Origin of the sequence: Leucobacter chromiireducens subsp. solipictus (assembly GCF_016758195.1) — a bacterium.
In the GTDB taxonomy this organism is placed as follows: Bacteria; Actinomycetota; Actinomycetes; order Actinomycetales; family Microbacteriaceae; genus Leucobacter; species Leucobacter solipictus.
This window is the reverse complement of record NZ_QYAC01000006.1, coordinates 17474-43259: the sequence shown is the minus strand read 5'-3', so window position 1 is coordinate 43259 and position 25786 is coordinate 17474. Positions and strand designations below refer to the sequence as shown.

The 25786-nt window shown below is 69.5% G+C and carries 23 protein-coding genes; 3 read left to right on the top strand and 20 right to left on the bottom strand.

What is annotated here, in order from left to right; translation table 11 throughout:
- The 11 genes from atpD to prmC form a co-directional block, all read right to left on the bottom strand.
- Complete coding sequence (gene atpD / locus D3230_RS11610; protein ID WP_202345211.1) at positions 1-1464, bottom strand: F0F1 ATP synthase subunit beta; 1464 nt, start codon at positions 1462-1464, stop codon at positions 1-3.
- A 24-nt stretch (positions 1465-1488) separates the two neighbouring features.
- Entirely contained in the window at positions 1489-2379 is an 891-nt protein-coding gene (locus tag D3230_RS11605; protein ID WP_202345210.1) for a F0F1 ATP synthase subunit gamma, read from the bottom strand.
- A gap of 75 nt (positions 2380-2454) precedes the next feature.
- Positions 2455-4080, bottom strand: coding sequence for a F0F1 ATP synthase subunit alpha (gene atpA, locus D3230_RS11600; protein WP_202345209.1), 1626 nt, complete (start codon positions 4078-4080; stop codon positions 2455-2457).
- Positions 4081-4136: 56 nt separating this feature from the next.
- Positions 4137-4913 (bottom strand): F0F1 ATP synthase subunit delta, encoded by a 777-nt coding sequence (locus D3230_RS11595; RefSeq protein WP_202345208.1) that lies wholly within the window; start codon positions 4911-4913, stop codon positions 4137-4139.
- Positions 4913-5461, bottom strand: coding sequence for a F0F1 ATP synthase subunit B (locus D3230_RS11590; protein WP_202345207.1), 549 nt, complete (start codon positions 5459-5461; stop codon positions 4913-4915). Before D3230_RS11590 ends, D3230_RS11595 begins: the two co-directional genes overlap by 1 nt.
- Positions 5462-5497: 36 nt before the next feature.
- Positions 5498-5722, bottom strand: coding sequence for an ATP synthase F0 subunit C (atpE, locus tag D3230_RS11585; protein WP_025133963.1), 225 nt, complete (start codon positions 5720-5722; stop codon positions 5498-5500).
- 57 nt (positions 5723-5779) lie between these two features.
- A complete protein-coding gene (gene atpB, locus D3230_RS11580; protein ID WP_202345206.1) occupies positions 5780-6583 on the bottom strand; it encodes a F0F1 ATP synthase subunit A in 804 nt (267 codons plus the stop codon).
- Between the two features lie 231 nt (positions 6584-6814).
- Positions 6815-7303, bottom strand: a complete 489-nt coding sequence (locus D3230_RS11575) for a Cg1360 family ATP-synthase-associated protein (protein WP_337249167.1) — start codon at positions 7301-7303, stop codon at positions 6815-6817.
- Positions 7300-8505 carry an MraY family glycosyltransferase gene (locus tag D3230_RS11570; RefSeq protein ID WP_202345205.1) on the bottom strand — a complete coding sequence of 402 codons (1206 nt, stop codon included), beginning with the start codon at positions 8503-8505 and terminating at the stop codon, positions 7300-7302. The genes D3230_RS11575 and D3230_RS11570 overlap by 4 nt, the downstream gene beginning before the upstream one ends.
- Before the next feature lie 2 nt (positions 8506-8507).
- Positions 8508-9173 (bottom strand): L-threonylcarbamoyladenylate synthase, encoded by a 666-nt coding sequence (locus D3230_RS11565; protein WP_202345204.1) that lies wholly within the window; start codon positions 9171-9173, stop codon positions 8508-8510.
- Between the two features lie 79 nt (positions 9174-9252).
- A complete protein-coding gene (prmC, locus tag D3230_RS11560) occupies positions 9253-10116 on the bottom strand; it encodes a peptide chain release factor N(5)-glutamine methyltransferase (RefSeq protein WP_202345431.1) in 864 nt (287 codons plus the stop codon).
- A 166-nt stretch (positions 10117-10282) separates the two neighbouring features.
- Here prmC and cysK point away from each other — a divergent pair, with 166 nt between their 5' ends.
- Both cysK and epsC read left to right on the top strand, forming a co-directional pair.
- Entirely contained in the window at positions 10283-11218 is a 936-nt protein-coding gene (gene cysK, locus D3230_RS11555) for a cysteine synthase A (RefSeq protein ID WP_202345203.1), read from the top strand.
- Positions 11219-11342: 124 nt separating this feature from the next.
- The gene (gene epsC / locus D3230_RS11550) at positions 11343-11912 is read left to right on the top strand and encodes a serine O-acetyltransferase EpsC (protein WP_202345202.1); all 570 of its coding nucleotides are present in this window, start codon (positions 11343-11345) and stop codon (positions 11910-11912) included.
- Between the two features lie 81 nt (positions 11913-11993).
- On the opposite strand, the gene D3230_RS11545 is transcribed toward epsC, so the two are convergent.
- The 9 genes from D3230_RS11545 to D3230_RS11505 all read right to left on the bottom strand — a co-directional run bounded on the left by D3230_RS11545 (position 11994) and on the right by D3230_RS11505 (position 24182).
- Positions 11994-13397 carry an MFS transporter gene (locus tag D3230_RS11545; RefSeq protein ID WP_237467472.1) on the bottom strand — a complete coding sequence of 468 codons (1404 nt, stop codon included), beginning with the start codon at positions 13395-13397 and terminating at the stop codon, positions 11994-11996.
- 65 nt (positions 13398-13462) lie between these two features.
- Entirely contained in the window at positions 13463-14002 is a 540-nt protein-coding gene (locus tag D3230_RS11540; protein WP_202345200.1) for a GNAT family N-acetyltransferase, read from the bottom strand.
- A 39-nt stretch (positions 14003-14041) separates the two neighbouring features.
- On the bottom strand, positions 14042-15118 hold the full coding sequence (prfA, locus tag D3230_RS11535) for a peptide chain release factor 1 (RefSeq protein ID WP_202345199.1): 1077 nt from the start codon (positions 15116-15118) through the stop codon (positions 14042-14044).
- Positions 15119-15270: 152 nt separating this feature from the next.
- A complete protein-coding gene (locus tag D3230_RS16445; protein WP_202345198.1) occupies positions 15271-17439 on the bottom strand; it encodes a transcription termination factor Rho in 2169 nt (722 codons plus the stop codon).
- 222 nt (positions 17440-17661) lie between these two features.
- Entirely contained in the window at positions 17662-18597 is a 936-nt protein-coding gene (thrB, locus tag D3230_RS11525; protein ID WP_202345197.1) for a homoserine kinase, read from the bottom strand.
- Positions 18594-19904 carry a homoserine dehydrogenase gene (locus D3230_RS11520; RefSeq protein WP_202345196.1) on the bottom strand — a complete coding sequence of 437 codons (1311 nt, stop codon included), beginning with the start codon at positions 19902-19904 and terminating at the stop codon, positions 18594-18596. Before D3230_RS11520 ends, thrB begins: the two co-directional genes overlap by 4 nt.
- Complete coding sequence (lysA, locus tag D3230_RS11515; protein WP_202345195.1) at positions 19901-21331, bottom strand: diaminopimelate decarboxylase; 1431 nt, start codon at positions 21329-21331, stop codon at positions 19901-19903. Before lysA ends, D3230_RS11520 begins: the two co-directional genes overlap by 4 nt.
- A gap of 281 nt (positions 21332-21612) precedes the next feature.
- Complete coding sequence (locus tag D3230_RS11510) at positions 21613-23040, bottom strand: APC family permease (RefSeq protein ID WP_202345194.1); 1428 nt, start codon at positions 23038-23040, stop codon at positions 21613-21615.
- 44 nt (positions 23041-23084) lie between these two features.
- On the bottom strand, positions 23085-24182 hold the full coding sequence (locus D3230_RS11505; RefSeq protein WP_202345193.1) for an alcohol dehydrogenase catalytic domain-containing protein: 1098 nt from the start codon (positions 24180-24182) through the stop codon (positions 23085-23087).
- Positions 24183-24349: 167 nt separating this feature from the next.
- On the opposite strand from D3230_RS11505, the gene D3230_RS11500 reads away from it, so the two are divergent.
- A complete protein-coding gene (locus D3230_RS11500; protein ID WP_202345192.1) occupies positions 24350-25786 on the top strand; it encodes a PucR family transcriptional regulator in 1437 nt (478 codons plus the stop codon).

Sequence of the window (25786 nt, the reverse complement as noted above, 5' to 3'; positions counted from 1 at the left end):
TTAGTCCAGATCCTTCTGCATCTGTGCCCACTTCTCTTCCACATCGCTGATGCCGCCGACGTTGAAGAACGCCTGCTCTGCGACGTGGTCGAACTCGCCCTTGGCGATCGCATCGAAGGACTCGATGGTCTCCTTGAGCGGGACCGTGGAGCCCTCGACACCGGTGAACTTCTTCGCCATGTAGGTGTTCTGCGAGAGGAACTGCTGGATGCGGCGTGCGCGCGCTACCGTGATCTTGTCCTCTTCGGAGAGCTCATCGACACCGAGGATGGCGATGATCTCCTGCAGTTCCTTGTTCTTCTGCAGGATCTGCTTGACCGTCGTGGCGACGCGGTAGTGGTCCGCGCCCAAGTACCGGGGGTCCATGATCCGGCTGGACGAGGTCAGCGGGTCAATTGCCGGGTACAGGCCCTTCGACGCGATTTCACGGGAGAGCTCCGTGGTGGCGTCGAGGTGCGCGAAGGTGGTCGCGGGTGCCGGGTCGGTGTAGTCGTCGGCGGGGACGTAGATCGCCTGCAGCGAGGTGATCGAGTGGCCACGCGTCGAGGTGATGCGCTCCTGGAGGATGCCCATCTCGTCGGCGAGGTTCGGCTGGTAGCCCACGGCGGAGGGCATACGCCCGAGCAGCGTCGAGACCTCGGAACCGGCCTGCGTGAAGCGGAAGATGTTGTCGATGAAGAGCAGCACGTCCTGCTTCTGCACATCGCGGAAGTACTCCGCCATGGTCAGTGCCGACAGCGCGACACGGAGACGGGTCCCCGGCGGCTCATCCATCTGGCCGAAGACCAGTGCGGTCTTGTCGAAGACGCCAGCCTCGTCCATCTCGTGGATGAGGTCGTTGCCCTCACGGGTACGCTCGCCCACGCCGGCGAACACCGACACACCACCGTGATCCTGCGCCACGCGCTGGATCATCTCCTGGATGAGGACGGTCTTGCCGACGCCGGCACCACCGAACAGACCGATCTTGCCACCCTGGACGTACGGCGTCAGGAGGTCGATCGACTTGATGCCGGTCTCGAACAGCTGCGTCTTGGACTCGAGCTGGTCGAAGGCGGGCGGCGTGCGGTGGATGCTCCAGCGCTCCGACACCTCGATGGTCTCACCCTCGGGGAGGTTGAGCACATCACCGGTGACGTTGAAGACCTTGCCCTTGGTGATGTCGCCGACGGGAACGGTGATCGAGTCACCGGTGTCGAAGACTTCCTGGCCACGAACGAGACCGTCGGTGGGCTTCAGGGCGATCGCACGGACCACGTTGTCGCCGAGGTGCTGAGCAACCTCGAGGACGAGCTTCAGCGGCTCCTGGCCATCGCCGAAGTCGATCGTGGTGTGGAGCGCGTTGTAGACAGCGGGGATCGCGTCGTGCGGGAACTCGATGTCGACGACGGGGCCGGTCACGCGGGCGATGCGCCCGGCAACCTGTGCGGTAGCCTCAGTCGCCACAGCGGCGGATTCGGTCATGATTCTCTCTCTTCGTGCTTCCACTTAGCCTGACAGCGCGTCCGCGCCGCCAACAATCTCGGAAATCTGCTGGGTAATCTCTGCCTGACGAGCGTTGTTCGCGAGGCGGGTGTAGTCGCGGATCAGCGTGTCTGCGTTGTCGCTCGCGGACTTCATCGCCTTCTGCGTCGCTGCGTGCTTGGCCGCTGCGGACTCGAGCATCGCGTTGAAGATGCGCGACTCGATGTAGGCGGGAAGCAGCTGGTCGAGGACCATATCGGGCTCGGGCTCGAACGCGTACAGCGGCGACGGGCCTTCCTCGGGATCTGCGACGCCCTCGACGACCTCCAGCGGGAGCAGGCGGTGCACCTCGGGAACCTGGCTCACCATGCTGATGAGGCGGTTGTACACGAGATGGATCTCCTGGGCACCGCCCTCGTCCGCCGGGCGTCCGAAGACCTCGAGGACCGCGTCAGCGATCTCCGAAGCGACCTCGAAGCCGGGGTTTTCCGTGTCGCCGATCCAGACGCGCTCGGAAGCGCGCTTGCGGAACGCGAAGTACCCCTGCGCCTTGCGGCCGACGAGGTAGTACACGACTTCCTTACCCTCAGAGCGGAGCAGCTCGCTGAGCTCCTCGGCCTCCCGCAGAACCTGCGAGTTGAACGCGCCCGCGAGGCCGCGGTCCGAGGAAAAGATCACGACGGCTGCGCGCGTGACCGTGTCGGCCTCGGTGAGCAGCGGGTGATCGGTGTTCGAGTGCGTTGCGACGGCCGAGACCGCGCGCGTGATCGCTGTGGCGTAGGGCGTCGAAGCTTCGACGCGGGCCTTCGCCTTTTGAATGCGAGAGGCCGCGATCAGCTCCATCGCACGGGTGATCTTCTTGGTCGTCTGGGCAGAACGAATCTTCTGCCGGTAGACCCGAAGTTGCGCTCCCATGTCTCTCCTGTATTGGTAGGTGCTGGCTGGTCGTGTGACCCCGGCGGGCGCGTGGGCGCCCGCCGGGGAACATCACTACTTCTTGACGACCAGCTGCTCCTGCTTGATCTCGGCCTCGTCGAGCTCACCGAACTGCTCGTTCAGGCTCTTGCCCGAGGAGGTGCGGAACTCGCTCTTGAACTTCTCGATCTGCGCGGTGATGTCGGCGACGGTGTCGTCGTCGAGCACGTTGGTCGCGCGGAGCGTGTTGAGCGCCTCGGAGTTGCGGCCGAGGTAGTCGAGGAACTCGCGCTCGAAGCGGAGGATGTCCTCGACGGGCACGTCGTCCATGAAGCCCTTGGTGCCGGCCCAGATGGAGACGGTCTGCTCCTCGACGGGGTACGGCGTGTACTGCGGCTGCTTCAGGAGCTCGGTGAGGCGTGCGCCACGCTCGAGCTGCTTGCGGCTTGCCGCGTCGAGGTCGGATGCGAACATCGCGAAGGCCTCGAGTGCACGGTACTGGGCGAGCTCAAGCTTGAGCGTGCCGGAGACCTTCTTGATCGACTTGACCTGCGCGTCGCCGCCCACGCGGGACACCGAGATGCCCACGTCGACCGCGGGACGCTGGTTCGCGTTGAACAGGTCCGACTGGAGGAAGATCTGGCCGTCGGTGATCGAGATCACGTTGGTCGGGATGTACGCCGAGACGTCGTTCGCCTTGGTCTCGATGATCGGGAGACCCGTCATCGAGCCCGCGCCGAGCTCGTCCGACAGCTTCGCGCAACGCTCCAGCAGGCGGGAGTGGAGGTAGAAGACGTCACCCGGGTATGCCTCGCGCCCCGGCGGGCGGCGCAGCAGCAGCGACACGGCGCGGTAGGCCTCAGCCTGCTTCGAGAGGTCATCGAAGATGATGAGGACGTGCTTGCCGTCGTACATCCAGTGCTGGCCGATGGCCGAGCCGGTGTACGGTGCCAGGTACTTGAAGCCTGCGGGGTCGGACGCGGGAGACGCCACGATGGTGGTGTACTCCATCGCGCCAGCCTCTTCGAGCGCGCCCTTCACCGAAGCGATGGTCGAGCCCTTCTGGCCGATCGCGACGTAGATGCAACGCACCTGCTTCGTCTTGTCGCCCGAAGCCCAGTTGGCCTTCTGGTTGATGATCGTGTCGATCGCGAGCGCCGTCTTACCGGTCTGGCGGTCGCCGATGATGAGCTGGCGCTGGCCACGGCCGACGGGGATCATGGCGTCGATCGCCTTGATGCCGGTCTGCAGGGGCTCGTGCACCGACTTCCGCTGCATCACGCCCGGAGCCTGGAGCTCGAGCGCGCGGCGCCCCTCGACGCCGGCGATCTCGCCGAGGCCGTCGATCGGGTTGCCCAGCGGGTCGACCACGCGGCCGAGGTAGCCCTCGCCCACGGCGACCGAGAGCACCTCGCCGGTGCGGGTGACCTGCTGGCCCTCCTCGATGCCGGTGAACTCGCCGAGCACGACGACACCGATCTCGTCCTCTTCAAGGTTCTGTGCGAGTCCCAGCGTGCCGTCCGCGAAGCGGACCAGCTCGTTCGCCATCACGCCGGGGAGACCCTCGACGTGGGCGATGCCGTCAGCGGCGTCCACAACCGTACCGACCTCGGTCTTACCCGACTGGGCCGGCTCGTACGACGCTGCGAGGTCTTTCAGCGCATTCCGGATCTCGTCCGGGCTGATGGAGAGTTCTGCCATTTCGTTTCCTCTGTCTGATCCGGAAGCGCCGCCCCCGGGATGAAAAGTTGTGCGCGCTATGCCGCGAGCTTCACGCGGAGGTCATCAAGGCGGGCGCGGACGCTGCCGTCGATGATGTCGTCTGCGATCTGGATACGGATCCCGCCGACCAGGCTCGGGTCGATCACGATCTTGAGCGTCACCGGACGACCGGCGGACTGCTCAAGCGCGCGGGCGAGCCGGCTCTGCTGATCAGCGGACAGCGGCGCTGCGACGGTGACGGTCGCGAGCTCGCTGCCGTTCTGATCCGCAGCGGTTCGGGCTGCCCGGCGAAGCGCGGAGTCGATCTTGCGGCCACGGGCCGAAGCCACGAGGTGCGTCACGACGCGGGCGGCGGAGGCGGAGACCTTGCCGTCAACCAGGCGGGAGATCAGTGCGACCTTCCCCGCCGGATCGGCAAGCTTGCTGGCCAGGCTGAGCTGGAGCTCGTGGTTGCCCGAGATCACGTCGGCGATCGCGAGGAGCTCATCGGAGAGTCCGGCGTTCGAGGCGCTCTCGGCTCGCAGACCGAGCTCCTCGACGCCGTCGACGAACTCGTCAACGGTGGACCAGCGGCCCTGGACTGCGGCAGACAGCACGGAACGCGCGCCAGCGGAGAACCCGCCGAAGAGCCGCTCGATGAGCTGGGTCTTCGCCTCAGCCGGAGCTGAGGCGTCGCCGAGGGCCGCGGCCAGAGCCGGGCTCTCGGCGATGCGACTCGCGGCCTGCAGCAGCTCGGAGCCCGCGGCCTGAGCGAGACGCCCGGTGATCGCGGTCTGCGCCTGAGCCAGTGCTTCGCGTGACGCGCTGCCCATTACTGAGCCGCCTTCTCGGACGCCTCGAGATCAGCGAGGAAGCGATCCACGAGCGCGGATGCCTTCTGGTCGTCGGTCAGGCTCTCGCCGACCACGCTCGAGGCGAGGTCGATCGCGAGCGAACCCACGTCCTTACGCAGCGAGACAACGGCGCTCTGGCGCTCCGCCTCGATCTGCACCTGTGCGGCCTGGGCGATGCGCGCGGACTCAGCCACTGCATCGTCCTTCGCCTTGGCGACGATCTTGGTGGCGTCGGCGCGGGCCGAGTCACGGATCTCGCCGGCCTCCTGGCGAGCACTCGCGAGCTGCGCGGTGTACTCCTGCAGGGCCGCCTCGGCCTTCGCCTGAGCCTCATCGGCCTTGGCGATATTGCCCTCGATCGCTTCTGCGCGGGCGTCAAGCATTGCCTGCACCTTCGGAAGGAAGACCTTCCAGAACGCGATGAGGATGATGATGAACGCAATCGCCGACCAGACGATGTCGTACGTCGCTGGGAGCAGCGGGTTTTGGGCCGCGCCCTCGGCAGCGAGCTGCACTGCGGGATTCATCGTGCCTCCCTTTCGAGACTCAGGAAAGGATGGGGGTTACGCGAAGATGAAGTACGTCGCGACGCCGATGAGGGCGAGCATCTCGGTGAAGGCGATGCCGATCCACATCATGCCCTGGAGCTTGCCAGCGAGCTCCGGCTGGCGAGCGGTGCTCTCAATGGTCTTGCCGACGACGATGGCCACACCGATTGCCGGGCCGATGGCTGCGAGGCCGTAGCCGACGGTTGCGATGTTGCCCGAGATTTCAGCGAGAACAGACACGTTATGTGTTTCCTTCCGTAGTGGTGCGCGGCGGAAACCGCGCCCAGGGGTTTTTTCTTAGTGCTCTTCAGCCAGCGCGAGCTGGATGTAGAGCGCGGTGAGCAGAGTAAAGACGTAGGCCTGCAGGGCGGACACGAACACCTCGAAGAGGGTGAACGCGAAGCCGAAGACGAACGTGCCAGCCCCGAGCGCGGGGAACAGGCCGCCCGCTTCGAGGATGAAGAAGTTCGTCGCGGCCCAGAGCAGCACGAGGATCATGTGACCGACGAGCATGTTCATGAGGAGTCGCAGCGCGAGCGTCACCGGACGCATCACGAACGTCGAGAGGAACTCGACGGGGGTCACCAGCAGGTACATGACCTTCGGGACGCCAGCCGGGAACAGGGAGTTCTTCAGGAACTTGCCCGGGTGCTTCTTGAGGCCCGCGTAAATGAACGCGATGTACGCGACCACGGCCATGAAGATCGGGAAGCCCACCACGGACGACGCCGCGATATTGAAGCCCGGGATCACGCCGGTGATATTGAACGCGAAGACCAAGAAGAAGATGGTCATCAGCAGCGGCTGGAAGCGGCGCCCTTCCTTGACGCCGAGCTGCTCCTCGATGACGTTCTTGCGAACGAAGTCGAGGGCGAACTCGAGTACGCCCTGCCCGCGGCCGGGGATGACGCGCAGGTTGCGCGTGCCGAGCCAGAAGAGCAGCAGCAGTACAAAGACCATGACCACGCGAATGATCATGATGCGGTTCATCTCGAACGGGGTGCCCTCGAAGAGCAGCGCGGCCGGGAAGAAGTCGTCAAGAGTGGGGCCGTGGAAGCCGCCCTCTTCGGTGCGGACAAGTCCGGGGGCAACGAAGTGCATAGGGTTAGCGAACAGCGCCATTCTCCTGATTCGGGGTGCGGCATGCCGCACGGCTTCGAACGATGGTCGTGCCCCGGCACCGGCAGGCACACAGGAGCGGTGCGGCCCAGCAGGGAACGAACTTATCCTAGCAAGATTTCACTCTGAGCAAAACCCGGCCCCCGGCGTGGGAGCGGCCAATTTCCGCATCATCGGGGTTTATTCTCCGACGATCCAGCTGCCCCCTGCGGGCTACGGCGTGTCGGCAACGTAGGGAACGCGGGCCTTCGCAACGATAATCGCATCGATCACGATCGAGACCAGGACCGTCGCAACGAGGGCGATGAACAGCATCTTCGGGTCGAGCCAGGGCTGATCCCGGAGCAGGAACGCCGCGACGACAAAGCCGATCAGCTTCACGACCCAGGCCCCCAGGACAATACTGAAGAAGATCTGCAGGTACATGGGGCTGCGCACGAAGCGGTTCGCGAACGCGATGCTGCCGACCGTAATGAGCAGGAGGACCCCGCCGATCGCCGCGCCGAGGAGTCCCCCGACCAGGCCACGGTTCGCGCTCACGGCAAAACCGATGCCGGCGAAGACGATCATCGACGCGAGCGTCGCAATAATGCCCCACTTCACGCCGCGCAGCAGCATCGGCTGGGAGGTAGGCATCGGGAACGCATCCGCGGACGCGGGGGTCACGCCTCGGGGGCTCTCGGGCTGGGCGGGAGAACTCACTCGGAGGTCCTTTCGGTCGACGGGCCTCCGGCCGCTTCGGGCGTCTCGGGGGCGGCGACGGGCGTGCCCCGTCTCGTCAACGCTACCGCGCCGCGCTGCGCAAGCGCTGCACGCACTCGCCGCGCGGGGAAAAAGAGGAGCAGCGCGCAGAGCGCACCGCCGACGAGCAGGACCACCGCGGGGAGCACGAGATTCTGCTGCGTGAACGCGAGCAGCAGCGCGACCGAGAGCACCGCCGTGCCGAGGTAGAAGATGCACACGGCCTGCAGCGGAGAGTGTCCCATGTCGAGCAGCCGGTGATGCAGGTGCATCCGGTCCGCGGTGAAGGGGCTCTTCCCCGCCCGCATGCGGCGCAGCACGGCGAGCGTAAAGTCCGCGAGCGGCAACGCGAGGACCGCGATGGGCAGCAGGATCGGGATGAAGCTGGGGAGCACGAGATTCACGTCGAGTGCGGCGGGGTTGAGCTGTCCCGTGACCGAGACCGTGGAGGTCGCCATCAGGAGCCCCACCAGAAGCGCCCCGGTATCGCCCATGAACATCTGTGCCCGGTGCCAGTTGAAGGGCAGGAATCCGATGCAGATCCCGAGCAGCACCGCGGCGATGAGGCTCGCGAGTGTCACCGAGTCCACCCGGCCGATCTGCTCGTGCAAGAGCCGCGTGTAGATGAAGAAGACCGCGTTGGCGATGATCGCGACGCCGGCGACCAGGCCGTCGAGCCCGTCGACGAAGTTCACCGCGTTCATCACGAGGGTCATCAAGAACACGGTCAGGATGAAGTTCAGGACGGGCGATCCGACAATCAGCGTGTTCCCGAAGGGCAACGAGATGATCTGCACGCCACTCCAGGCGAGGAGCCCGGCCGCGGCCAGCTGGGCGGCGAGCTTGATCATCCAGTCGAGATCGAGCAGGTCGTCGAGGATCCCGACGGCGGCGATGATGGCGCAGGCGCCCAGCAGCGCCCACATCTCGGAGCCCTCCGTGAACAGCTCCGCGAACTCCCGCTGCGAGCCCGCGACGGCGAACGCCGCGAGCACCCCGATAAACATGGCGATCCCGCCGAGGCGCGGGGTCGGCGTGCTGTGGACGTCGCGCGCGCGCACCTCCGGGGCGAGTTTGAAGCGTCGGCTGAGCCGCAGCACGACAAACGACGCCGCCGCGGTCACCGCTGCCGCGACCAGCGCCACCACGAGGTACGGGAACACGATTACCCCTCGACGGTGACCTGCGGCAACAGCTCCGCGATGGCCTCCCGGGTGACGCCGCCGGCGCGCAGGATCCGGATCGTTCCGCCCTCCGGGCTCAGTCCGGTCGCGTCGATGATAGTCGAGGCGACGCCGTCGCCCTCCCCCTCGCCGACCTCGAGGTACACGGCAACGCTGTCGCCGAGCATCTCCTGCGCCGCCGCGGCGGTGCGCGCCGCGGGCTCGCCCGTCTTGTTCGCCGAGGACACCGCGAGCGGGCCGGTCTCCTGGAGCAGTTCAAGCGCGAGCGGATGGTTCGGGATCCGGAGCGCCACGGTGCCGCCCGTGTCCCCCAGGTCCCAGCTCAGCGCGGGATTCGCCTGGGTGATGATGGTGAGCGGACCGGGCCAGAATGCCCCGGCGAGCGCCTCGAGGGACTCGGAGACCTCGACCGCGAGCGCCGCGAGCGTCCCGGTGTTCGGGATCAGGACGGGCGGCGGCGACTGCCGTCCGCGTCCTTTGGCGTCCAGCAGGCGCTGCACCGCCTCGGGCGAAAACGCGTCAGCGGCCACGCCGTAGACGGTGTCCGTGGGCATCACAATGAGCTCCCCCCGACCGATCGCGCGACGCGCGGTGCGGGTGCCGCTGAGCAGCTCGGAACTATCAGTGCAATCAAAGACCTCGGCCATAGCGATCAATGCTACTCCTGCGCGGCTGGGCGTGGGTCGCTCCGGACCGAGATCGTGCGCGGCGGGCGCGGGGGCCGGGCTACCGCAGCGCGGTGGTCGCGCGATCCCGGCCCGTCAGATCCGGGTGGGTTGCCGCGGCCCGCCAGCCGTCGGCGGCGAGCAGTTCGCGAATCGCCGCCCCCTGCAGTTCCGCGTGTTCCAGCACGAGGAGGCCGCCGGGGCGCACCAGCTCCCGGGCGGCCCGGCTGATGATGCGCACCACGTCGAGGCCGTCCGCCCCGCCGTACAGCGCGAGTTCCGGATCGTGGTCGCGGACCTCGGGGTCCCGCGGCACCATGTCCGCGGGCACGTAGGGCGGGTTCGAGATCAGCACGTCCACGGTGCCCTGGAGCGCCCCGATCTCGGGGAGCGCCCCCAGCCTGGCCACATCGCCGCGGAGCAGGGTCACCCGCCCGTCGCCCCACTCGGACACGTTGCGTTCCGCCCAGGCGTGCGCCTCGCGGCTCTTCTCCACCGCCCACACCCGCGCCGTGGGCACCTCATGGGCGAGGGCCAGCGCGATCGCTCCGCTCCCGGTACACAGGTCGACCGCGATGGGCGCGGCGGAGGGGACGAGCTGCAGGGCATCGATCGCGAACTGCGCGACCGTCTCGGTTTCCGGCCGGGGCACAAACACGCCGGGGCCGACCGAGAGCTCGATCGTCCGGAACGGCGCCCGCCCTGTCAGGTGCTGGAGCGGGGTGCGCCGCGCCCGTTCCTCGGCGAGTTCCCGCGCAGCGTCCCACTGCGCCCCCGTGAGCGACTCCCCCATCACGGTGAGCGCCTGCACGCGGCCGCGGCTGACGCCGAGCACGTGGGCGAGAATCAGCTCGACGTCGGCGGCCGGATCCTCGATCCCGCCCGCCGCGAGCATCGCCTGCATCCGCGCGATCGCCGCGCCCATCTCCGTGTGTTCCGCATCCTGCACTCCCCCACTCTCCCACAGCGGATCGTGTCCGCCGCGCCACGGGCCGTCACACGCCGCAATATCCCATAACGCATACATACTCGTGGAATAAGGTGGAGCTATAGTTTGAGTGGATCGACCAACCCGAGGAGGACCCTGGCTCATGGCACGGACGTACGACAACATCACGCAGGCATTCGGCAACACCCCGCTCGTTCGACTCAATCGGGTCACGGGGGACGCCGGTGCCGAGGTCTTCGCGAAGCTCGAGTTTTACAACCCCGCGGGCTCGGTGAAGGACCGCATCGGGATCGCGATCATCGACGCCGCTGAGCAGTCGGGTGCGCTCGCCCCGGGCGGAACCATCGTGGAGGGCACGAGCGGCAACACCGGCATCGCGCTCGCGTTTGTCGGCGCGGCCCGCGGCTACCGCGTGATCCTCACAATGCCGGAGACCATGAGCGTGGAGCGCCGCAAGCTGCTCGCCGCCTACGGCGCGGAGATCGTCCTCACCGAGGGCCCCCTGGGCATGAAGGGTGCGGTCGCGAAGGCCGAGGAGATCGCCGCGAGCACCCCGGGCGCGGTGCTCGCGCAGCAGTTCGCGAACCCCGCAAACCCGGCGATCCACCGCGCCACGACCGGACCCGAGATCTGGGCCGACACCGACGGCGGCGTCGACATCTTCGTCGCCGGCATCGGCACGGGCGGCACCATCACGGGTGCCGGCGGCTACCTCAAGGACCAGAACCCCGGGGTGCAGGTTGTCGCGGTCGAGCCCGTCGACTCCCCGCTGCTGACCGAGGGCACCGCAGGCCCCCACAAGATCCAGGGCCTCGGCGCCAACTTCGTGCCCCAGATCCTCGACCGCGACGTCTACGACGAGGTCATCGACGTCGCCCTCGCGGACTCCATCACCACGGCGCGGGCGCTCGGCACCGACGAGGGCATTCTCGCGGGCATCTCGGGCGGTGCCGCCGTGTGGGCGGCGACGCAGCTCGCGCAGCGGCCCGAGAACGCCGGAAAGAAGATCGTGGTCATCGTGCCCGACTTCGGTGAGCGCTACTTCTCCACGGTGCTCTACGAAGACCTCGCGGTCTAATCCCCGAGCGCCCCATCGGCGTCACGCACACTCCGGGTCCGGGCATATTCTGCCCGGACCCGCTGTTGCACCCGAGACGGCCCCATCCGCACCCGACACCGACCCCCAACAGGAGACGCACGGCGTGAGCATCTTTTCCCGAATCCGTGAGGACATCGCCGCGGCGCGCGACCACGATCCCGCGGCGCGCGGCAGCGCCGAGGTGTTCTTCATTTACTCGGGCCTGCACGCCGTGTGGTGGCATCGCCTCTCGCACGCCCTGTGGCGGCGCGGCATGCGCTTTCTCCCCCGCGCGATCTCGCAGCTCACCCGCTTCGTCACGGGGATCGAGATCCACCCGGGCGCGCGGATCGGACGCCGCCTGTTCATCGATCACGGCATGGGCGTGGTCATCGGGGAAACGGCAGAGATCGGCGACGACGTGCTGATCTACCACGGCGTCACCCTGGGCGGCACCGGCCACGGCACGGGGAAGCGGCACCCCACGCTCGGCGATCGGGTGATCGTGGGTGCCGGCGCGAAGCTGCTCGGGGCCATCGAACTCGAGCACGACTCCGCGGTGGGAGCGAACGCCGTTGTCGTGCGCTCCGCGCCGCCCTGGACCACCCTCACCGGGATCCCCGCGCAGGCGCGCCCGCGGCGCGGCGCTCCCCGGGCCGAGCAGCCCGACACCGCCGACTTCTACGTGATCTAGCCTCGGGGCGGCGCCCCGCGCGGACGCGGCGGCAGCGGCAGCGGCAGCGGCAGCGGCAGCGGCAGCAGGGTGGCTGTGCGGCTAGCGGAGGCTGCGGCCGTGGGTGCGCATCCAGCGACCCGTGCGGCGCTGCTCGATCAGGATCATGATGATCCCGAGCGCCCAGAACGGGATCTGCACGGCGAACGCCACCCGGAACGCGGTCAACGAGTAGTCCTCCGGCGAGCCCGCCCCCTGGAGGTCAAGCACCAGCCCGATGAGCAGGATCACGATCAGCGACGCGGTAAACCCGGCCGTGTTCACGAGGCCAGTCGCGAAGCCCGTGAAACTGCGTGGCGTGTGCGAGCGCAGCACCTCGAACGCGATCATCGACGCGGGGCCGCCGAGCGGCATCACGACGAGCAGCACCACGAGCAACCAGGTCGGCGGGGTGCCCGGCCACACGAGCACCGCGATCCAGGCCGCCGCGATCGCGAGCACGATCCCGAAATACACCCACACCCGGCGCTCCAGGAACCGCGAACTGATCGGACCGAGCACCAGCCCCGCGAACATCGAGGAGAGCACGGTCAGGCTGAGCAGGCCGCCCGCGGCCGGCTGCGAAAGCCCCACGCCGCCCACCAGGAACGGCGTGCCCCAGAGCAGCAGGAACACGTTCAGCGCAAACGGCGAGGTGAAGTGCATCCAGTACGCGAGCCGCACACCCGGGATCCGCAGGAGGCGCCGCGCCCGCGTCCACAGGCTCTTCTCGCTGCGGGGCGAGCGCTCCCCCACGATCTGGATCAGCTCGGTGCTCGGCGGCGGCATCTGGAACGCGCCCGTGGCGAGCCCGCCGCCCAGGCCCCGTGCGTTCCGCGTGATCCTGCCGGTACGCCCCACGAGGCGCTCCGCGAAGGTGCCGGCACCCGGCCGATCCCGCACCACCAGCGCGCCCACGATCGTCATCAGCAGGCCGACCGCGGCGAGCCCCAGGAAACCGCTCGACCAGCCCGCGATGTCCACAAACAGGGCGAGCGGTGCGACGGACACGAGCTGACCCGCCTGGCCGATCAGGCCCGTGAGCTGGCTCACGATCGGCAATTGCCGCACCGCGAACCACTCCGGCAGCAGGCGCATCACGCTGATGAACGTGCACGCGTCGCCCGCTCCGACGAGCACGCGGGCGAGGATCGCGAGCTCCACGTTGTGCACCGTCGCCATGAGCACCTGCCCGAGCACCATGAGCAGCGATCCCGCGAGCAGCATCGACGTTGCGCTGAAGCGGTCGAGCAGCACGCCGACGGGAATCTGCAGTGCCGCGTACACGATGAGCTGAATCATGGGGAACAGCGACAGCGTGGTCGCGTCGATCCCGAAGTGCGACTGCGCGGCCGGGCCGAGCGCGGCGAGAGAGGAACGATTGATCACCGCGACGGAGTAGAGCAGCGCCGCGATCCCCCACACGATCCAGGGCAGCAGAGGACGTGCGGATCGCATATCGTCCATGCTACTCCTGGTCAGGGCGCCCGCGGCGCGACGACGCTCCCCGGGCACCCCGGCCCGCGCGAATGCTAGTCGCGGGGCGGCAGCGGCGGGCCGTCCGGGAAGTCGCTGCGGGTGAGATCCAGGAACATCGCGTCTTCCAGGTGACCGCCGGGGCGCACCTGGTAGTCGCGGAACACGCCCACGCGCTTGAAGCCGAGCCGCTCGTAGCTCCGGATCACGCCCTCGTTGTGGATGTTCGGGTCGAGCGTGATGCGGCTGATTCCCGCCGCGAACTCGGCCCGAATGCCGAGCGCGAGGGCCTCCTCGCCGATCCGGCGACCGCGGAAGCGGGTGCCGATGAAGATGTGCATGACGGTGGTCGGGTACTCGGGGTCCGAGCCGCGCAGCACCACGAGCACGCCCGCGCACTCCCCGTCCACCTCGATGATCCGGGTGGTGCCCGGCTCGTCAATGAACTCCGCCTGCACGCGCTCCGGCGTGTAGCCGACCCACCAGAGCGCCACCTCGGGCTCGGCGAGAATCGCGACGAGCGGCGCGTGGTCCTCCTGCCGGGGAACGCGGAGCGTAACGAGGGGGCCCACGATGGGCAGCTGAGTTTCGGTCATCCCCTCAGCGTACTGCGCCAGCGCGAGCCCCCGCACCCGCTACTGCTGGCCGAGCGCCGCCAGCCGGGACTCCTCGTCCATCCGGATGCACGATTCGATCACGGGATCGAGGGCACCGTTCATGACGTGGTCGAGGTTGTAGGCCTTGAACCCGGTCCGATGGTCCGCGATGCGGTTCTCCGGGAAGTTGTACGTGCGGATGCGCTCCGAGCGATCCATGGTGCGGATCTGGCTCGAGCGGTGCGCGCTGGCCTCGGCTGCCGCTTCCTCCTGCTGCCGCGCGAGGATGCGGGCGCGGAGCACGCGCATGCCGGCCTCGCGGTTCTGCAGCTGGCTCTTCTCGTTCTGCATCGCGACAACGATGCCGGTGGGGAGGTGCGTGATGCGCACGGCGGAGTCCGTCGTGTTCACCGACTGCCCGCCGGGGCCGGAGGAGCGGTAGACGTCGATCTTGAGGTCGTTCTGGTGGATCTCGACCTCCTCGGGCTCGTCCACCTCGGGGTACACGAGCACGCCCGTGGTCGAGGTGTGGATGCGACCCTGCGACTCGGTCACGGGGACGCGCTGCACCCGGTGCACCCCGCCCTCGTACTTCAGGTGCGCCCAGGCCCCCTGCGACGGATCGCTCGGGTTCGCCTTGATCGCAACCTGCACGTTCTTGTAGCCGCCGAGGTCGCTCTCGTCCTTCTCGAGGATCTCGGTCTTCCACCCCTTCGACTCCGCGTAGTACATGTACATCCGGAGCAGGTCGGCACCGAACAGCGCCGACTCGGCTCCGCCCTCGCCGCCCTTGATCTCGAGGATCACGTCGCGGGCATCGTCGGGATCGCGCGGGATCAGGAGTCGGCGCACCTTCTCCTGCGCCTCCGCAAGCCCGGCCTCGAGCTCGGGGATCTCCTCGGCGAACGCCTCGTCCTCGCGCGCGAGCTCGCGGGCGGCTTCGAGGTCGGCACCGAGCTGGACCCAGTGCTCGTGCGCGGCCTTGATCTTGCTGAGCTCGGCGTAGCGCCGGTTCACCTTCTTGGCGCGCGCCGCGTCGGCGTGCAGCGCCGGATCGGCGAGGTCTTCCTGCAGCTGGGCGTGCTCTGCGAGCAGTCCCGCGACCTGTTCGAACATGTTTCCTCCGGGTGATCAAAACTCAGCATCCTGCGCTCCGGCCGGGCGGCCGACCCCGCGGAGCCCGGCCGTGAGGCCGGACTCCGCGGAAGGCTCCGCGCGCGCAGGATGACGGGAAGACCCGTGATCAGTCGCGGAGCGCGAGGAACTGCTTAGGAGAGGCCGCCGGCGCGCTGCACCTCGGCGAGGAGCGCGGCGTTCGACGCGGTCTCGCGGATGCGCTTCACGAGCTGCTGTTCGGCGTCGTCGTCCTGCAGCGCTTCGCGGAGCAGGCCGAGGACGCTGGACTCGTCCGCGCTCAGCATGGCCGCGGCGTTCGCGGTGCGCGACTTGGCGAGCTGCACGGTCGGGGCGATGCCCGCACGGGTCTTGCCGATCCGGATCTCGCTGTTGACGACGCGGCGCGCCTCGCGGAGCAGCGTCTGATCTGCGGGCAGGCCGGTGCCGTGCTGCGCAGTGGCAAGAATCGTGAGCGAGCCCCCGTTCTCCACGTTGCGCGCGGCGGCGAGCAGCTTCATGATCTGGCCGAGCGCGAACTCGTCGATCTCGTCGTGGGCCGGGCGGGCCTGGCCGTGCTGCGCCTGCGCGTAGGCCCGGGCGAAACGGTTGAGCGAGTCGATGAGCACGACCACGTCGTGGCCGAGCTCGAGCATCCGCTTGGCGCGCTCGATGGAGAGCTCCGCGACGGTGGCCTGGTCCTCGGCCGGGCGGTCGAAGGAGGCCGCGACGACCTCGCCGCGCACCGTGCGCTGGAGGTGCGTGACGTCCTCGGGCTGCGCATCGGCGAGCACCAGCATCAGGTGTGCCTCGGGCGCGTTGGCCCGGACGGCCTCGGCGAGCTCGGTCAGGATCGGGGTGCCCGCGGTGCGCGCGGGCACCACGATCAGGCCGCGCTGGCCCAGCCCGATGGGGGCCACGAGGTCGATGGCGCGACCGAGCGCGGGGCTCGGCGTTCCCTCGAGACGCAAGCGGGTGTCCGGGTAGATCGGCGTCAGGTCGGCCGCGTCGACGCGGGTGTCGGTCTCCTCGAGCGTGCGCCCGTTCACCGCGTCGATCTTGACGATGGCGTTGTACTTCTGACGGCTCCCCGACTCGCCCTCGCGGGGCTGGCGGATCGCGCCCACCACCGCGTCGCCGCGGCGCAGGCCGTACTTCTTGACCTGGCCGAGCGACACATACACGTCGCTCGTGCCGGGGAGGTACCCGCTCGTGCGCACGAAGGCGTAGTTGTCGAGCACGTCCAGGATGCCGGCGATCGGCAGCAGAACGTCATCCTCGGTGAGTTCCGGCTCAAGATCGTCGCCGGATCCGCGACGCTTGCGATCGCGCTGCCGGGTGCGGCTCGAACGGCTGGAGCTCTCCGAACCGCCCTTGTCCGCGGGGCCGTTCTGGCCGCTGTTCTGGCCGTTCTGGCCGTTCTGGCCGTTCTGGCCGTTATTCTGGCCGTTCTGCCGACCCTTGTCGCCGTTCTGCGACTGGCCGCGACCCCGGCCGGTCTCCTCGGCATCCGACTCCGGCTCGCCCTGCTCGGCGGCATCCGGCGTTTCGGTCTTCGCACCGCGGCCGCGGGTGCGGCGGTTGCGGCTCGGCTTCTCGCCCTCGCCCGCCTCGTTCTTCGAGTCCGCGCTCTTCGCGGAGTCATCCGAGGTGGACTCGGCCTGAGCCGTCTCGGCGGGTGCCTCGGCGGGGGTCTCGGTCGGGGCTGCGGCGGTGTCCGCGGCTGCCGCGTCCGTCGCGGTGGCGTCCGCGGGCTCGCTCTTTGCACGGCGGCTCCGCGTGCGCTTCACCGGCTCGGCGGGTGCCTCGGCCGGCGTCTCGGCTGCGGCGGCCGGAGCTTCGGCGGCAGCCGGTGCCGCCTCGGCGGCATCGGTAGCCTCAGCTGCCGGGGCCTCAGCGGGCTCGGCCTTCTTCCGGCTCCGCGTCGCGCGCTTCTTCGGCGCGGGCTCGGCGGCGGCCTCCTCGGCCGGCGCGTCAGCCGCAGCGTCGGGAGCCTGCGCGGCGTCTGCCGTCTCCGCGGCGGGCGTCTCGACGGGCTCCGCCTTCTTCCGCGTGCGCGTCGCGCGCTTCTTCGGCGCGGCCTCGGCTGCTGGCGCCTCAGCAGCGGGTGCCTCAGCAGCGGGTGCCGCGGCGGCGGGTGCCTCGGCGGCGGGTGCCGCGGCGGCTTCGGGCGCGGTCGCCTCCGCTGCGGGTGCAGCGAGGACGGCCGCGGCCTCCGCGGTCGCGCCAGCGGCTGCGCTGACGCGACGCGAGGCGCGACGGCGCGGTGCCGGCGCTTCCTCGCTCGCGGCGGGGGTGTTCTGGTCTTCTACGTTGGATTCCACGTTTCTTCCTTTCGGAACTCCGCAGGAACCGCGGGCACTCACGGCCACGCGCTCCCGAGAGGGTGCACATCAGGTGCGTCGGGATCACCGGACACTCGCGTCACGGTGAGGAAAACGATCCACACTCCCCGGCCACAGCGGCGTGCCGGTTGCGAGCTCCGAGGAACTCGCACCGAAACCATCCGGGCCGCGGGTATCCGACGCACTCGATGAGCGCACCAGCTACGCGGGGATCTCCTCCACTGTAGCACCCTTGGTGTCCACGGCGAGGAGCAGCACACGCCAATCCGGGTGGGCCTGCGCGACCAGATCCGCCGCGGCTTGACGCTCGGCGGGCCCGGGTGACAGCACGAGAATCGAGGGGCCCGCCCCGGACACCACCGCCGGGTGTCCCGCAGCGCGCAGTTCCCGAATCAGATCCCGCGTGGCGGGCATCGCGTCGCCGCGGTAGTCCTGGTGCAGGCGGTCCTCGGTGGCCTGCATCAGCAGTTCCGGGCTCTGCGTGAGGGCGGCGATCAGCAGCGCGGAGCGCGACACGTTGAACACGGCGTCCTCGTGTGGCACCTGTTCGGGTTGCAGGCTGCGCGCGAGCTCGGTGGACATGGTGAAGCTCGGCACCAGCACGAGCGGAGCGACTCCGCGGTGCACCAGCAGCCGCTTGAACTGCGGCCCGGCCTCGGTGGACCAGGCGATCGTGAGCCCGCCGAAGAGCGCGGGCGCCACGTTATCCGGGTGCCCCTCCAGCTCCGTCGCGAAGGCGAGCAGCTGCGCTTCCGTGAGCTCCACCGGCGCGTCGGGATCGCTCGCGAGCAGGCCAGCGGCAATCATTACGCCCGCGACGATCGCGGAGCCCGAGGATCCCATGCCGCGGCCGTGCGGGATCCGGTTCGTGGCTTCAACGTTCAGGCCCGGCAGCTCGCGGCCGAGCCGCTCGTACACGTGCGCGGCGGAGCGCACCACCAGGTTCGAGGCGTCCGTCGGAACCTCGCCCGCGCCGACGCCGGTCACGGCAACCGTCGCGCCGGCCTCCGGGCGCGTCACCGCGGTGAGGTCGTCCCCGTAGGCGAGGGCGATCCCGAGCGTGTCGAAGCCGGGGCCGAGGTTGGCGCTCGTCGAGGGGACGTGTACGCGGACGGCGCGAGACGCGGCGCCGCTCATGCGTTGCCCTCGAGCCGCAGCACGCTGGTGACCTCGAGCACGAGGTCGGAGGCGCGCAGCGCGTCAACCATCGCGGCCAGATCGGCCTCGCGGGCGACGTGCGTGCCGATCACGAGGGCGGCGCGGCCTTCCTGCTCCTTCGCCACGGTCTGCTCGACGCTCGCCGCCGACACGCCGTGCTCCGCGAGGATGCCCGCGATCCCGGCAAGCACCCCGGGCTGATCGTGCACGTCAAGCATCACCTGGTACGCCGTGTTGACCTCACCCACGGGGAGAATCGGGAGCTCCGCGTGCAGCGAACCCGGGATGCCGGGGCCGCCGATGACGTGGCGACGCGCCGCCGACACGAGGTCACCGAGCACGGCGGATGCCGTTTCCGCGCCGCCCGCGCCCGCACCGTAGAACATGAGTTCGCCCGCGGCTTCGGCTTCCACGAAGACCGCGTTCTTGCCGCCATAGACGGCGGCGAGCGGGTGGTCGCGTCGGATCAGCGCCGGGTAGACCCGGGCCGAAACGCCGGCCACGCCGTCGCTCGAGGTGATCCGCTCGGCGATCGCGAGCAGCTTGATCACGTACCCGGCGTGCTTCGCCGCCTCGATCTGCGCGAGCGTGATGTTCGAGATGCCCTCGCGGTGCACCGCGTCGACCGGCATCTCGGTGTGGAACGCGATGCTCGCGAGGATCGTCGCCTTCTGCGCGGCGTCGAAGCCCTCGACGTCGAGCGTGGGGTCCGCCTCCAGGTAGCCGAGCTCCGCCGCAACGCGCATCGCGTCCTCGGCGCTGTCCCCGAAGCGATCCATGCGATCGAGGATGTAGTTTGTGGAGCCGTTGACGATCCCGAGCACGCGGGTGATGTGGTCACCCGCGAGGCTCTCGCGCAGCGGGCGCAGGATCGGGATCGCGGCGGCGACGGCGGCCTCGTAGGACAGCTGTGCACCGACCTGCTCGGCGGCGTCCGCGAGCTCGCGGCCGTGCTCGGCGATCAGGGCCTTGTTGGCGGTGACCACGTCGGCACCGCCCTGCAGCGCCTGCAGGATCAGGGTGCGGGCCGGCTCGATGCCGCCCATGAGCTCGATCACGATGTCGGCGCTCTGCACGAGACGCTCAGCGTCCGTGGTGAACAGCTCCTGCGGCAGCTCGACGTCGCGCTTCGCGTTCACGTCGCGCACCGCAATCCCGGCGAGCGTCAAGCGCGCTCCGATGCGGGCGGCGAGCTCCTCCCCGTGTTCGAGGATGAGTCGGGCCGTCTGCGCGCCGACCGAGCCGCAGCCCAGCAGCGCGACGCGGAGATCGCGGTATCCGTTCACTTGGTTGCTCCGTTCGTGGTGGGGGTAAATACGCGTGCGTCCTGGACGCTCTTGGCGAGGAGTTCTTCCTCCGTGTCGCCGCGCACGATGATCCGCGCCGAGCCGCCGGAGATCGCGACGACCGGTGGCCGGGGCACGTAGTTGTAGTTGCTCGCGAGGGCCCAGCAGTAGGCGCCGGTCGCGGCCACCGCGAGGGTGTCGCCGGGGCGAACATCGCCCGGGAGCACGTCGCGCTGCACCACGATGTCGCCGGACTCGCAGTGCTTGCCGACGACCCGCACGAGGGCCGGGGCGGCGTCGCTTGCGCGGTTCGCGATGCGGACCTGGTAGTCAGCCCCGTAGAGGGCGGGGCGCGCGTTGTCGCTCATACCGCCGTCCACGCTCACGTAGAGCCGTTCGCTGAAGCCGAGGTCGGCGGGATCCGCCGCCGCGTCGCTCCCCGCGAGCTGCACCGTCTTTGTCGTGCCGACCGTGTACAGCGTGACACCCGCCTGGCCGATGATGCCGCGGCCCGGCTCGAACGCGAGGTGCGGGACCGGAATGCCGGCCTCGGCGGCGGTCTCTGCGACGATATCGGCGAGCTGGCGCGCCACGTCTGCGATCGCGGGGGCCTCATCGGCCGCCGCGCTCGTGTAGGCGATGCCGAAGCCGCCGCCCAGGTTCAACTCGGGGATGTCGCGACCGGCGAGGCGCGCCAGTTCGGGGTAGACCCCGAGCAGCCGTCGCGCGGACTCGCGGAACCCGTCGGTCGCGAAAATCTGGGAGCCGATGTGGCAGTGCAGGCCGACGAACTCGAGCGACTCGTGCTGCAGGATGTCGCCGACGAGGCGCGGGGCCTCCGCGAGCGGCTGGCCAAACTTCTGGTCCTCGTGCGAGGTCGCGAGGAAGTCGTGCGTCGAGGCGTGCACGCCGCTGTTCACGCGGAGGCGCACGCGCTGCCGGACCCCGGCCGCGGCCGCGGCGCGGGCAACGCGCTCGGTCTCCCACTCGCTATCCAGGATGATGGTGCCCACGCCCGCGGCGACGGCGCGCGCGATCTCGGCTTCGGACTTGTTGTTGCCGTGAAAACCGATCAGGGCAGGATCGACCCCCGCGGCGAGCGCGACGGCGAGCTCGCCCCCGCTGGCGACGTCGATGGCCAGCCCCTCTTCCGCCATCCAGCGCGCCACCTCGACGCACAGAAACGCCTTGGTCGCGTAATACACGGTGGCCGCGGTGCCGATACGCGCGGCCTCGCGCTGCAGGGCGGTGCGCACCTCGACGGCGCGAGCCCGGGCGGCGTCCTCGTCGACCACGTAGAGCGGCGAGCCGAACTCCGCGGTCAGCGCGGTCGCCTGAATCTCGCCGAGCTTCAGTTCGCCGCAGGAACTGCCGCGGCGGGCGGTCGGGGGAAAGACGCGCGGGTCAATCGTGTTGGTGGTGTCCATCTGGGGCTCCTGGGGTGAGTACGTCGTGGTCGTTGCGCTCGCGGCGCTGCAGCGGGCAGCGCGTGGCGAGCGGACCCGGATTGGCCCCTGAAGCCGTGCGAACGGAGCACAGGCTCAGAACGAACCCGTCCAGCTTAGCGTGCGACGCATGTCCGAACGGGAGTGTGACAACATCCGCTGGGCGGCGAGGCCTCGGGGCTGGCACCGCCGACGTGTGGCACCGACACCGCGGCCCGGTCACACGCCGTGTGTGACCGGGCCGCGGTGTCGGTGCGTGGCGGTTAGCCCACGCCCTCCAGCATCTCGGTGTGCGTGTTGCCCACGCGCGCCAGGACCTCGGGGCGGTTCCGCTTCACCCACCAGAACCGCAGGAACGCGGCAAGCATGGTCGCTGCGAACAGGTAGGGGATCACGTTGATCGGGAATGCGGGGACGGGCCACACATTCGCGAAGAACACATACCCCATGGCCACCACCGCGACCACGGCGCAGAGCCACACGAGTCGGTTCGGGATCCCGGCGCGCGTCGTGTAGACCACACCGGCGATCGCGACGAGCGCGTAGGCGACCATGTACCCGTACGTGCCGTAGGTGTCCACCCACACCACGATGTCCATCGGATGGGTGCCCGCCAGCAAGAGGATCACGTCGAGCACGATCGCCGCGGGTCCCGCGATCAGCAGGACGCGGTGCGGGGTGAGGTGCTGTTCGTGGGTGCGGCCGAAGCGCTCGGGCATGATGCCCTCCTTGCCCATCACGTAGACGATGCGTCCCACGACGTTGAGCGGCGCGACCACCACGGCGAAGAACGATGCCGCAACGCCGAACACGAGCACCGGCGCGAACCAGCCGGGCATGCCGATCCGGTCGTTGATGGCCTGCAGCGGGCTCGCCACGGTGCCGAGATCGTCGCCGAGCACCGCGATCTGGGTGTAGGCGGCGAACACGTAGAGGACGCCCACCACCACGGCGCTCCACATGATGGCGCGCGGGATCGCGGTGTGCGGGTTGCGCGCTTCGCGGCCAAGCGCGTCGGCCGAGGAGAAGCCGACGAAGCCGAGGATCCCGAGCACCATGCCCGCGGCGACGCCCTGGAACGGCACCCCCTCGAACGAGAACTGCGCGGGATCCCACGCGTCCGGGCCGAGCCACACGAGCGCCGCGATCAGCAGGACGAGGATGATCGCCACGGACGCGAGTTCGAGAACCAGCGAGACGCGGGCGGAGATCCGGATTCCGCGAATGGTGAAGAAGGTCGCGAGGCCGCCAATGACCACGGCGAGGCCGATGAGCCACCCCGTGCTGTCGGCGCGGTCGATGCCGAAGATCCGCAGGAGGTCCGACCTGTAGGAGACGGCACCGCCGAGCGAGCCGGCGGCGATGCCCCACGAGCCGATGAGCAGCGCGGTCCCCGCGGCGAAGGCGCCGGTCGGGCCCAGGCCCTTCGACACGTAGGTGTAGAGCGAGCCGGCCGAGGCGTGGCGGCGGGCGAACATCGAGATGATGTAGCCGACACAGAGGATCACGATCGTGGCGAGCACGAAAGCGAACATGGTGCCATTGCCGGCCCCGAGGAAGATCGAGGCGGCGGTGAAGGCGATGACGGCGCTCGGCGCGATGTTGGCGATGGCCTGGGCCGCGAGTTCGGGGCCAGACATCACCCCCTCGCGGAGGCCGGCGTCGACCTTGCGTTCGGTGGTCTGAGTCATGTCAGTACGTGAGTCTTTTCTCTTCGTCGAGGACGTGGGTCGGGTTACGGGATAAGGAGCGTGCGCAGCACGCCGCCGGCCTCGAGGTCGTCGAGCGCCTCTGCGGCCTCGTCGAGGGAACGGCGGCCCGAGATGAGCGGATCCAGCTTCAGCTGGCCGTCCATGTAGCGGTCCACGAGTGCGGGGATGTCGATCGACGGGCGCACCGAGCCGTAGTTCGAGCCCAGGATCCGCTGGTCGGCCTCCGCGAGCACGAGCGGCTCGAACGAGGCCTTCGCACCCGTGGGGGGCAGCCCGACGATGACGGCGGCGCCGCCGAGGCCGAGCATCTGGATCGCCTGCTCGGTGGTCGAGGTGCGACCGATCGCGTCGAACACGTAGTCCACGCCGTCGGGCATGAGCTCGAACAGCTGCTCGACGGCATCGCGCTCGGACGCGTCGATCCGGTCGGTCGCCCCGAACTGCAGCGCCATGGTGGTCTTCTCCGCGACCACGTCGATCGCGATGATGCGCTCGGCACCCGCGAGCTTCGCGCCCTGCACCACGTTGAGGCCCACGCCGCCGCAGCCGATCACGGCGACGGTGGCCCCGGGCTCGACCGCGGCGGTGTTCAGCACGGCCCCGACCCCGGTGGCCACGGCGCAGCCCACGACCGCGATGACATCGAGCGGCGCGTCGTCGCGGACCTTGATGGCGCCGGAAGCCGGCACGATGACCTCCTCGGCGAAGGAGGAGACGCCGAGGTAGTGGTGGATCTGCTCCTCCCCCAGCGACAGCCGCGAGGTGCCGTCGAACAGCACGCCCTGGGGTGCCACGACCGTGGCGACCTTCTGGCAGCGCGCCTCGTGGCCCTGCAGGCAGTGACGGCACTCGCCGCACGGCGGCACCCAGCTCAGCACGACGTGGTCGCCGACGGCCAGGGAGGTCACTCCCTCGCCCAGCTCGACGACGACCCCCGAGCCCTCGTGCCCCATCACCATCGGTGCGGGGGCTTCCCATTCGCCACGTTTGACATGCAGGTCAGAGTGGCAGACGCCGGCTGCGGCGATCTTGACGCGAACCTCTCCGGCCTTCGGGGCAGCAAGGTCGACCTGAGCGACCTCGACACGGGTCTCCGGATCGCGGAACACCACAGCCTTCATGGGGACAACTCCTTCGTTTTCGAGTGACTCGGATCGCGTCGCGGCCCCGGCGGGTGCACGGTGCGGCGAACGCGACGGAAGCGATGTTACGGACGAAGCCGCCCACCTGTCACCGACCCAAACGATGAATCTTCTGTACTCAATTCACCACTTGGTACACTCCATGCATGGCCCTGGATCTTGCCGCCGTGGTCCGCGCCGTGGGCGGGGAGTGCGTCGAGGCGCGCCTGGACGCGCGCACCCCCGTCGACGGGGTGACCGACATCTCCTCGTATGTCGTCGTCGGAAACCCCAACTATGCGACGCTCATTACCGGCTCCGAACAGGAACTTCTCGCACGCCTGAGTGCGGGCGGACCCGCGAGCGAGGCGCTCACGGGTGCCGTCTACGTCACCCCGCTGCGGGACGCGGAGCTCCGCTCAGCACTCTCGGCAGCCGGGATGACCGCGATCCTCGGCACCGAGTTCGCCGACGTGGCCCTGCACGCGACCCTGACCACCCTCATCGCCGAGGACCGCGGGGCCGCGGACCGCCTCGTCACCGCCGGCATGAACGTACTCACGCAGGTGGCGCGCCGCGGCGGCCTCACCGCCGTCATCGCCGAGCTGGCCCGGCGCATCGACGGGTGGGCGGTGCTGCTCGATCCGGAGGCGCAGGTGATCGCGAGCGCCGGTGCCGGCCGGCTCCACGTCTCCGACGCCATCGCCGTCGCCACGGGCCGCCCCGTACGCGTGCGGCACCACGGCCTCCAGACCCATCAGGTCGGCTCCGACCAGGACCTCGCAGGCCGGCTGGTCATCGCCACCCGATCGAGCCGCACGAGCCACGCGCGCGACCTCGCCTCCCTCGCCGCGGCGCTCTTCGACCTCCTGCTGCGCACACACGACCCCTCACTCACCGAGCACCTCGGCCGAGAAGCGCTCATCGACACCCTGCTCGCCGGCGGCCCCGACGCCCCCGCGCTCCTGCACCGCTGGGGCGTCCACGAATCGCATCTCACGGCCTTCGAGCTCGGCGCGAAGACCCGCACGATCGACACCGAGCGCCTGATCCGGCGCTGGTGCGACGAACTCGGCGCGGAGCACGTGTTCGCGAGCACCCAGGGGCGGGTTCGCGGCTTCGTGCGCGGGGAGCTCGCCCCGGAACTCGCCGCCCGCGTGCACGGTTTCACCCCCGTGGCCGGCCGGGGGCTCCACCTCGGCATCGGTGCCGCGGCCCCCGCCGATGCCCTCGCCCCGAGCGCCACGCAGGCGCATCAGGCGATCGAGTCCGCGTTCACGGACGACCTCCCCGTGGTGGACTTCACCGAGCTCTCCACCGTCGGCCTCGTCCTGTCCGCGCTCGACGACCGCGCCGGGGAAGAGATCGCGCGGGTGCTCGATCCGCTGCGGGACGCCACGGGCGCCCACGGGGAGCTCGGGGCCACGCTCCAGGTGTTCCTCGCGTCCCACGGCGCGCATCGCGCAAGCGCGGAACAGCTGGGCATCCACCGGCAAACCCTCGCCTCCCGGATCCGGCGGATCGAGGAGCTCACGGGGCTCGCGATGCACCGCGCGGACGACCGCGCCGCCGCGTGGCTCGCGCTCCGCGCGGCGGGGCTGTAG